Source organism: Burkholderia sp. KCJ3K979 (genome assembly GCF_016759955.1).
Taxonomy (GTDB): domain Bacteria; phylum Pseudomonadota; class Gammaproteobacteria; order Burkholderiales; family Burkholderiaceae; genus Burkholderia; species Burkholderia orbicola.
In genome coordinates this window covers 1-6,673 of record NZ_JACFYV010000299.1, presented here as the reverse complement: position 1 = coordinate 6,673, position 6,673 = coordinate 1, and the positions used below count along the sequence as shown (strand labels likewise).

5 protein-coding genes are annotated in these 6,673 nt (G+C 63.1%); 1 reads left to right on the top strand and 4 read right to left on the bottom strand.

Annotation, left to right across the window (positions count from 1 at the left end; all coding sequences use genetic code 11):
- Positions 1-35 precede the first annotated feature (35 nt).
- Positions 36-662, bottom strand: a complete 627-nt coding sequence (coq7, locus tag H3O04_RS33005) for a 2-polyprenyl-3-methyl-6-methoxy-1,4-benzoquinone monooxygenase (protein ID WP_006477026.1) — start codon at positions 660-662, stop codon at positions 36-38.
- Positions 663-938: 276 nt separating this feature from the next.
- Between coq7 and H3O04_RS33000 the strand changes: the two genes are divergently transcribed.
- The gene (locus H3O04_RS33000; protein WP_023477229.1) at positions 939-2,090 is read left to right on the top strand and encodes a porin; all 1,152 of its coding nucleotides are present in this window, start codon (positions 939-941) and stop codon (positions 2,088-2,090) included.
- 300 nt (positions 2,091-2,390) lie between these two features.
- Here H3O04_RS33000 and H3O04_RS32995 read toward each other — a convergent pair whose 3' ends face one another.
- The 3 genes from H3O04_RS32995 to H3O04_RS32985 form a co-directional block, all read right to left on the bottom strand.
- The gene (locus H3O04_RS32995; protein ID WP_006477028.1) at positions 2,391-4,064 is read right to left on the bottom strand and encodes a long-chain fatty acid--CoA ligase; all 1,674 of its coding nucleotides are present in this window, start codon (positions 4,062-4,064) and stop codon (positions 2,391-2,393) included.
- A 137-nt stretch (positions 4,065-4,201) separates the two neighbouring features.
- Positions 4,202-6,277, bottom strand: a complete 2,076-nt coding sequence (locus tag H3O04_RS32990) for a molybdopterin-containing oxidoreductase family protein (RefSeq protein WP_043888227.1) — start codon at positions 6,275-6,277, stop codon at positions 4,202-4,204.
- Positions 6,278-6,311: 34 nt separating this feature from the next.
- A complete protein-coding gene (locus H3O04_RS32985; protein WP_162595516.1) occupies positions 6,312-6,488 on the bottom strand; it encodes a hypothetical protein in 177 nt (58 codons plus the stop codon).
- Positions 6,489-6,673 lie beyond the last annotated feature (185 nt).

Below are 6,673 nucleotides of genomic sequence, written 5' to 3'. Positions count from 1 at the left end.
CCGGGGCGGCGTCCCACGCCACCCCGGCGCAAATCTCAGAGATAGTACGCAGTGCTCGTCATGACTTTCGACGCGGCGCGCATCAGCATCCGCGCGGGCAGCGGCAGCTCGATCCCGCCGGCGTCGGTCGCGGCCTTGCCGTGCTTCACCTCGTCGATCCGCATCTGGTCGACGATCGCGCGCGACGCGGTATCGGTCGGCGGCAGCTCGGACATGTGACCTTCGAGATGGCTTTCGACCTGCCGCTCCGTCTCGGCCATGAAGCCGAGGCTGACCTTGTCGCCGAGCGTGCCGGCCGCCACGCCGATCGCGAGGGCGCCGGCATACCACAGTGGATTCAGCAGGCTCGGGCGCGAATCGAGCTCCTTCAGGCGGTGAGCGGTCCACGCGAGGTGATCCTCCTCCTCGCGCGCGGCTTCCTCGAACATCGCCTTCGCCGACGCCGTGCGCGCGGTGAGCTTCTGCGCCTGGTAGAGCGCCTGCGCGCAGACCTCGCCGACGTGATTCACGCGCATCAGGCCGGCCGCGTGCGTGCGTTCGGCGGGCGTCAGTTCGACGTCCGGCGTATCGGCCGGCACGGGCACCGGCCGGCTCATCCGGCTAATGCCGGTCAGCGATCGCAGGCCGCGATCGAATTCGCTGATCAGTTCATCCAACACCATCCTGTTCTCCTGGCTGCAGGTGCCGCTGCGCGCGGCAAGGGCACGAGTCCGCTGCGTAACCGACTTGATTATTCAGCGGAAATTGCGGTTAACCCGTGATTTTAACCATTGTTGCATAAAGGAAACATGGCGGTGTTGAGCTGCAGCATTTCGCTTTGTGGCAAAAACCGGCTTTGCTACATTACGTGCGACTTCTTGCGAAGTTGATGGGGCCCATCGCCAGAACATAACTATCCGCCCCGCCAAAAAAATTCAGTGATTCTTGGAGATCCGTTAATGAAAAAGTCGCTTCTCGCGCTCGTCGCGCTGGGCGCGTTCGCTGGCGCTGCCCATGCGCAAAGCAGCGTGACGCTTTACGGCATCATCGATGAAGGCTTCCTCTTCAATAACAACGCAGGCGGCAAGCACTTGTACGGCCTGGCGAGCGGCGTGATGCAGGGTAGCCGTTTCGGCCTGCGCGGCACCGAAGACCTCGGTGGCGGCCTGAAGGCGATCTTCACCCTCGAAAACGGTTTCGACGTGAACAGCGGCAGGCTCGGTCAGGGCGGCCTGATGTTCGGTCGTCAGGCTTACGTCGGCCTGTCGAGCCAGTACGGTACGGTCACGCTGGGCCGTCAGTACGACTCCGTCGTCGACTTCGTCGGCCCGCTCGAGGCAGGCGACCAGTGGGGCGGCTACATCGCCGCTCACCCGGGCGACCTCGATAACTTCAACAACGCGTATCGCGTGAACAACGCGGTCAAGTTCACGAGCGCGAACTACGGCGGCCTCACGTTCGGCGGCTTGTACAGCTTCGGCGGCCAGGCAGGCCAGTTCTCGAAGAACCAGGTCTGGTCGCTCGGCGCAGGCTACACCAACGGCCCGCTCGTCCTCGGCGTCGGTTACTTGAACGCACGTACGCCGAACCAGTTTGGCGGCATGTTCAACAACGGGTCGACGTCGTCGTCGGTTTCGTCGCCGGTCTACGGCGCGTACGCGAACAACGCGAACACGTACCAGGTCATCGGTGCAGGCGGCGCTTACACGTTCGGTGCAGCGACGATCGGCGCGACGTACTCGAACACGAAGTTCAAGGGCTTCTCGGCAGGCCCGTTCGTGAACCAGACCGCGACGTTCAACAACGGCGAAATCAACTTCAAGTACCAGTTGACGCCGGCGTTGATCCTCGGCGCGGCGTACGACTACACGCAAGGCAGCAAGATCGACGGCAACTCGGCAGCCAAGTACCACCAGGGCTCGCTGGGCGTCGACTACTTCCTGTCGAAGCGTACCGACGTCTACGCGATCGGCGTGTACCAGCACGCATCGGGCAACGTGCTCGATTCGAACGGCAACGTCCTGAAGGCAACGGCAGCGATCAACGGTCTGGCCGGGTCGAGCACGAGCAACCAGGTCGCGGCACGCGTCGGTATCCGTCACAAGTTCTAATCAGCTTGCCTGACAAGCCGCAGCATATTGAAGGCGCCTTCGGGCGCCTTTTTCTTTTGTGGTGAGGCGGTGACGGTGGTGGATCAGCGGGTCGGTGGGTCGGTGGATCGGTGGATCGGTGGATCGGTGGATCGGTGATCGGATGGTCGCTGTCGACACGCCCTCCAGCCGTCAGCTCGAAACGCAAGGCTTGCCGCCGCGCGCCCCCACGAAACAGGCGCTTCCGGTCATCCAGCCGCAGCCGCAAACAAAAAACCCGGCACAGGCCGGGCTTTTCGTTCAACCGCATCGTTGCATGCGTTACGCACGCCCATCGCGCAGTTCGCGCCGCAGGATCTTGCCGACGTTCGTCTTCGGCAGCTCCGTGCGGAACTCGACCAGCTTCGGCCGCTTGTACCCGGTGAGCCGCTCCTTGCAGTAGGCGAGGATGTCCTTGTCGGTCAGCGCCGGATCCTTTTTCACGATGAACAGCTTCACGGCTTCGCCGGAATGCTCGTCCGGCACGCCGACCGCCGCCACCTCGAACACGCCCGGATGCGACGCCACCACGTCCTCGACTTCGTTCGGGTACACGTTGAAGCCGGACACCAGAATCATGTCCTTCTTGCGATCGACGATCTTCACGTAACCGCGCGCATCCATCACGCCGACGTCGCCCGTCTTGAAGAAGCCGTCCGCGAACATGACCTTCGCGGTCTCGTCCGGCCGGTTCCAGTAGCCGGCCATCACCTGCGGTCCGCGAATACAGATCTCGCCCGGCTCGCCGAGCGCGACGTCGTTGCCGGCATCGTCGCGAATCGCGACTTCGGTCGACGGCAGCGGCAGGCCGATCGTGCCGCTGTATTCAGTCGCCGTCACGGGGTTGCAGGTCGCCACCGGCGACGTTTCGGACAGCCCGTATCCTTCGATGATCGCGGTACGCGTCTTTTCATACCAGCGCTTCGCGACGCCCTCCTGGATCGCCATGCCGCCGCCGTTGGCGATCACGAGCTTCGACAGGTCGAGCTGACCGAATTCGGGATGGTTCAGCAGCGCGTTGTATAGCGTGTTGACGGCCGGAATCGTCGAGATCTGGTAGCCCTTCAGCTCCTTGATCATGCCGGCGATGTCACGCGGGTTCGGGATCAGGATGCCCATGCCGCCCGTACGCATCGTCAGGAAACCGCAGACGGTCAGCGCGAACACGTGATACAGCGGCAGCGCGACAACCGTCACGAACTGCTCCACCTCCGGATACTTCTCGTGAGCCGGATGGTGCCAGGCGCCGGCCTGCAGCACGTTCGACACGATGTTCCGGTGCAGCAGCGTCGCCCCCTTCGCGACACCGGTCGTACCACCCGTGTACTGCAGGAATGCGACGTCGTCGGGGCCGATCTTCTGCGGCTTGAACGCCAGTCGCGCGCCCTCCGACAGCGCGGCCTTGAAGCGCGTGAACGACGGCAGCTGCCACGCAGGCACCATCTTCTTCACGTTGCGCACCACGTAATTGACGAGCCATCCCTTGATGCCCAGCAGATCGCCCATCGATGCGACGACCACGTGCTTGACGGCCGTATTGGCGATGACGGCCTGCAGCGTCGACGCGAAATTCTCCAGGATGACGATTGCCTCCGCACCGCTGTCCTTCAGCTGATGCTCGAGCTCGCGCGGCGTATAGAGCGGATTGACGTTGACGACGGTATAGCCGGCGCGCAGCACCGCGGCGATCGTCACCGGGTACTGCAGCACGTTCGGCATCATGATCGCGACCCGCGCCCCGCGCGCCAGGCCGCGGGATTGCAGCCATGCGCCGAACTGGCGCGACAGCTTGTCGAGTTCGCCGTACGTGATGCCCTTGCCCATGCAGACGAACGCGGTACGGTCGCGGTACTGACGGAAGCTCTCGTCGAGCAGGTCCGGGACGGACGGATAAGGAGAGGAGTCAATTTCGGCTGGAACGCCGGGTGGATACGATTTCAGCCAAATTTTGTCCATACCGCGCGTCTCCTCACAGATTTTCGAATGGTCGTGCTAAAACGCATCGTAACGGCTCCCCCGCCCCGAGACAACAGGGTTAGATGTCCACTTCGAACTTCCATATCAATTTCGTCTGATGATACGGCGATATTCGATCAAATCCGCTCAACTTCCACAAGACAATCGTAAAACGTCGCCGAATTCCCCAAATCGGTCAGCGCCTGACTCGTCACTTCGTTCGCGTTCCTGCCGTCCGGCGACAGCTTCTTCCACCAGATCGACAATCCGACGACGAGCCCGGCACGGGCACGGTCGGTAATGCGCGCGAGCGCCTGCATCGAGCCGCGGTCATTGAAGATGCGGACGGTGTCGCCCTCCGCGATGCCGCGCGCATCGGCGTCGGACGGGTGCATGTCGAGGTGCGGCTCGCCTTCCGTCGAGCGCAGGCTGTCGACGTTGACGAACGTGCTGTTCAGAAAGTGGCGGGCCGGCGGCGAAATCATCGCCAGCGGATAGCGTGCGGCGAGCTCGGGCGCGGCTTCGGCCGACTCGAACGGCGGCAGATAGTCAGGGACCGGCTCCATGCCCATCTGCTCGAGCCGTGGGCTGTAGAACTCGCACTTGCCGGAGGGCGTGCGGAAACCACCATTCGCAAACGGCGCCTCCGGCAGCTTGAGCTTCAGCCAGCCGGCCCGCTTCAGCGTGTCCCAGTCGCTGTCGAGCGCCGGATCGTCCCAGCGAAGCGCCGCGCGAGCGACCTCTTCGTCGCTGTGATAAAGCGCCGGTTCGTCGAGTCCCATGCTGCGCGCGATTCCCCGGAAGATCTCTGTGTTCGGCCGCGCGTCTCCTACTGGCGGAATCGCCGGCAGGTTCGCCATCACGTAGGTATGGCCGTACGACTTATGGACGTCCAGATGTTCGAGCTGCGTCGTCGCCGGCAATACAATATCGGCGAAATCGACCGTATCTGTCTTGAAGTGCTCGAGAACGACCGTGAACAGATCGTCGCGCGCGAAACCTGCGGCCACCTTGGACGAATCGGGCGCGACCGCCACCGGATTCGAGTTGTACACGATCACCGCTTCGACTTTTGGCCCGAACGTCGCGTCGCCCGGGTGCAGCAGCGCGTCGCCGATCGCGTTCATGTTGATGATGCGCGGCAGCTTATGCGGCCAACCCGGCATCAGATCCGGACGCAGCAGCGCCGCCTGGTTGACCGGCGCGGATTCCGACGACGAGAGCAGCAGGCCGCCCGCCCGATCGCGCCACGCCCCCGTCAGTGCCGGCAGGCTGGCAATCGCACGCACCGCATTGCCGCCGCCGCGAACACGCTGCATACCGTAGTTGAGGCGAATCGAGGCCTTGCGCGTAGCGCCGTAGCGACGCGCAAGATCGACCAGCTCCGACGCATCGATGCCGCAGATCTGCGCGACGCGTTCCGGCGGATAGGACATTGCGCGCGCCCTGAGCGCGTCGAAGCCGAGCGTATGGTCGGCGATGTAATCATGATCGAGCAGGTTTTCGGTGATCAACACATGCATCATGCCGAGCGCGAACGCGCCATCGGTGCCGGGCTTCAGCGCGATGTGCTGATGGCATTTCTCCGCGGTCAGCGAACGATACGGGTCGATCGCAACCAGATGCGCGCCACGGCGCTTCGCTTCCTGGGCTCGGGTCCAGAAGTGCAGGCTCGATGCAATCGGATTCGCGCCCCATATCAGAATCAGTTCGCTTTCCTCGAAGTACTCGAGGTGCATGCCGACACTGCCGCCGTACGTGTATCGCAACCCCGCTGCGCCGGCCGCCGCGCAGATCGCACGCTCCAGCCGCGAGGCGCCGAGCTTGTGAAAGAAGCGCTGGGCAATGCCCTCGCCTTGCACGAGCCCCATCGTTCCCGCATAGCTGTACGGCACGATCGCTTCCGGCGCGCGCGCGGCGATTTCACCGAGGCGGCGGCCAATCTCGTCGAACGCCTCGCTCCAGCTGATCGGCACGAAGCGCCCTTCGCCCTTCGCACCGACGCGCTTGAGCGGGACAGTGAGGCGATCGGGATGGTGAACGCGATCCGCGTAGCGACTGACTTTCGTGCATAACACGCCCTGCGTCGGCGGATGGTCGGGATCGCCGGTGACCTTGATTGCCTTGCCGTTCTCGACGGTCACACGCATTGCGCACGTGTCCGGACAATCATGCGGGCAAACGGCCCGCGCTACCTGGGTGGCGGCGTTCATCGTTTTGAATGTAGAGATGGGGGGTTCGCAAATTTTACGTGGACGCGCCGAATAAAGCGTTCATTTCGCAGCGATTTTGGATGATCTGCGCGGCGGTCGAGTGGAAGGGGTGGCGGGCTGCGGTGGGCGGAAAGCTGATCATATGATCGCGCTTGTCGATACGCTGCGGAAAAGAAATTGCATCTTGATTGAAGATACGATCAATAAGCAATTGAATCGCCGGAGATAGAAGCGATTGAGAGAATGGGATGCAGGGATTGATGGCGTGGGTGACCTGCCCCCGGTTTTAGTCCGAACTGCAGTTAGAGTCCGAGGTTAAAAACTGCTGCTTCGCGTCGTGCGCCCGGGCGAACTGCGCAGGCGTCAGATAGCCGAGCGAACTATGAGGCCGCTCGG

Bases quoted from the DNA above. Each gene is read 5' to 3' on its own strand.
- coq7 (WP_006477026.1), bottom strand. From the start codon at position 662: ATGGTGTTGGATGAACTGATCAGCGAATTCGATCGCGGCCTGCGATCG.
- H3O04_RS33000 (WP_023477229.1), top strand. From the start codon at position 939: ATGAAAAAGTCGCTTCTCGCGCTCGTCGCGCTGGGCGCGTTCGCTGGC.
- H3O04_RS32995 (WP_006477028.1), bottom strand. From the start codon at position 4,064: ATGGACAAAATTTGGCTGAAATCGTATCCACCCGGCGTTCCAGCCGAA.
- H3O04_RS32990 (WP_043888227.1), bottom strand. From the start codon at position 6,277: ATGAACGCCGCCACCCAGGTAGCGCGGGCCGTTTGCCCGCATGATTGT.